The sequence below is a fragment of the Paenibacillus ihuae genome, from assembly GCF_001368795.1.
In the GTDB taxonomy this organism is placed as follows: domain Bacteria; phylum Bacillota; class Bacilli; order Paenibacillales; family Paenibacillaceae; genus Paenibacillus_AQ; species Paenibacillus_AQ ihuae.
On sequence record NZ_LN831198.1, the window covers coordinates 3,204,932 to 3,207,545 of the forward strand.

The window sequence follows — 2,614 nt, forward strand, 5'->3', positions numbered from 1 at the left end:
GCTGCACCCGGCCGGGTACCTCTTTAAAGTTTCTTTGTGCCATCCTATAGTAAGTTACGATTTACGATTAGTATAAAACTCGATGATATCGTTAACGGTGCGGAGCGGCTCCGCTTCCTTGTGGACAGTGTCCACGTCTGGCTTGAGTTGTTCATGCGTATTCGTAGTCACTTGTGTTCATTCCTTTCGATTGTTGAGCTCGCTGCGTCTAGGTTGAGAGTGTTTTTGCGGCACCTCTATTCATTACCCTAAAATAAGGATACCAACGCACATTTGCTCGTATTTTTTTGTGATGTTTCTGTGTCTAGCTTTTTCTCTACTGAGATTTATATAACCATTTGGACATAACAAAAAACGCCTCCTCAACGTAATATACGTTAAAGAGACGTCAGATATGACAACTTCGAATAAAATTAGGCTCAAGGCTGTCCCAGCTGCTCTCTGAGTATCTCGAGCGTCTTCCGGTCCTTCGCCGTAAGTCCGGCCGTATCCAGCAGATCCGGCCTGCGCTCAAGCGTACGCTTAAGCGCCTGCTCGCGCCGCCAAAGCTCGATATTGGCATGATGCCCGCTCAGCAGTATATCCGGCACCTTCCAGCCGCGGAATTCCGCAGGACGCGTATAATGCGGATACTCCAGGAGACCGGTACTGAAGGAATCCGTGATGGCCGAGGTCTCATTTCCGAGCGCTCCCGGCTGCAGCCGAACCACCGAATCAATAACGGTCAGCGCAGGGAGCTCTCCACCGGTCAGTACATAATCCCCGATGGACAGTTCGTCTGTCACCAGATGCTCTCTGATGCGCTCATCATAGCCTTCATAATGACCGCAGATAAAGATCAGGTGCTCTTCCCGGGCCAATTCCTCGGCGATCTGCTGATTATAGGTCTGCCCTTGCGGGCACATCAGGATAATCCGCGGCTTCACTGGAGCAGCTGTAGAAGGCTCTTCTGCTATCTCTGAATCCTGGCCCTTCGGACTGTTCTCTTCCTGCACACTCTCCAGAACATGCTCCACCGCTGCAAATATCGGATCCGGCTTCAGCACCATCCCCCCGCCTCCGCCATACGGCGTATCGTCGACAGTATTAAGCTTGTTGCCTGAGAAATCGCGGAAGTTGACCGCGTTTAGTGAGACAATTCCTTTTTCACGCGCTTTGCCAAGAATGCTTGTGCTAAATACACCCTCACACATCTCCGGGAAGAGCGTCAGCACATCAATTCTCATCATGGCAGCAGCCCTTCCATCAGGTGAACCGTGATCTTTTTGGCGGCGATATCCACATCCAGCACGACATCATTGATCACCGGAATCAGAATGTCCTGGCCCTTAGCAGGCTTTACTACCCAGACATCATTCGCCCCCGGCTGCAGGATATCTGTAATTGTACCTAGCGGCTTACTACCGTCTTCATCTGTGTAGACTTCACAGCCGACAATGTGATGGAAGTAATATTCGTTCTCCGGAAGCTCCACCAGATCGTCGCCGGGAACCTTAAGCAGGCTGCCTTTGTACTTCTCAATCTGATTAATATTGGTGTATCCCTTCAGCTTGGCAATAAACATCCCCTTATGTTCTCTCGCTGATTCTACGATCACTTCGAATTTCGGGCTGCCGTCTGCCGGGATAACCAGCAGCTTTTTACCGGGTGCGAACCTCACGTCCGGAAAATCGGTATGCGACAAGATTTTGATCTCCCCGCGAATGCCATGCGTATTGACCAGCCTGCCTACCGTAAGTTCTTCCGCCATTTTACCCACTCCTTTATCAATTCACTTCTCTATATTTGAACCAAAAAGGAGCCGGGATATACTATCCCTAGCCCCTCATTGTGCGCATCGATTAAGATAAAATATCTACGGTCACGCGTTTATCGCTCTTGACTGCTGCGGATGTAACTACTGTGCGAAGTGCTTTGGCGATCCGCCCCTGCTTGCCGATGACCTTACCGACATCATCAGGATGTACAGAGAGCTCATAAACAATCAGGTGATCCTTCTCCACAGTCCGCACCGTTACATCTTCTGGATGATCCACTAAAGCCTTAGCAATAACTCCAACTAATTCTTCCATAGAGGACCCTCGCAATCAGTCATTATTTCTGTTGCTTCGACTCATGGAACTTCTTCATCACGCCTGCTTTGGAAAGCAAGTTGCGGACGGTATCAGATGCTTGTGCACCTGTTTGAAGCCATTTAAGAGCTTTTTCCTCATCGATCTTAACTACTGCCGGTTGTTCAATCGGATTATAGTAACCGATTTCCTCGATAAAACGACCGTCACGAGGGGACCGGGAATCGGAAACCACTACACGGTAGAAAGGCGCTTTATGTGCACCCATTCTTTTCAAACGAATACGTACTGCCACGAAATTCACCTCCTTAAAAAAGTATCGAAATATTGGGAAGAAGTTTGATCTAAACCTTTTTTCGATCCCTCCCAAACCCTCCCTTCCAAGGGAGAGCCCCAAGGGCCTTGCCCTCTGGACACCCGCTTAAGTGCAACTGGCGTGGGTGTTCAGACTGGCGGAATCTTGGAATGATGGAGCAGGATCGCTTTTCGTCCCTGACGGGACCCGCTTAACAACGGCGGTACCTTGAGACAGGTTTAACACA

At 49.6% G+C, this 2,614-nt stretch carries 4 protein-coding genes; all 4 read right to left on the reverse strand.

All coding sequences use genetic code 11. The features are described from left to right. Positions 1 to 419 precede the first annotated feature (419 nt). Positions 420 to 1,226 (reverse strand): tRNA (guanosine(37)-N1)-methyltransferase TrmD, encoded by an 807-nt coding sequence (gene trmD / locus AQR02_RS14630; RefSeq protein WP_054942110.1) that lies wholly within the window; start codon positions 1,224 to 1,226, stop codon positions 420 to 422. Continuing rightward, positions 1,226 to 1,750 carry a ribosome maturation factor RimM gene (gene rimM, locus AQR02_RS14635; RefSeq protein ID WP_054941108.1) on the reverse strand — a complete coding sequence of 175 codons (525 nt, stop codon included), beginning with the start codon at positions 1,748 to 1,750 and terminating at the stop codon, positions 1,226 to 1,228. Before rimM ends, trmD begins: the two co-directional genes overlap by 1 nt. 91 nt (positions 1,751 to 1,841) lie before the next feature. Further along, complete coding sequence (locus AQR02_RS14640; RefSeq protein WP_019910364.1) at positions 1,842 to 2,072, reverse strand: KH domain-containing protein; 231 nt, start codon at positions 2,070 to 2,072, stop codon at positions 1,842 to 1,844. A 22-nt stretch (positions 2,073 to 2,094) separates the two neighbouring features. After that, positions 2,095 to 2,367 (reverse strand): 30S ribosomal protein S16, encoded by a 273-nt coding sequence (gene rpsP, locus AQR02_RS14645; protein ID WP_054941109.1) that lies wholly within the window; start codon positions 2,365 to 2,367, stop codon positions 2,095 to 2,097. Positions 2,368 to 2,614: the final 247 nt, after the last annotated feature.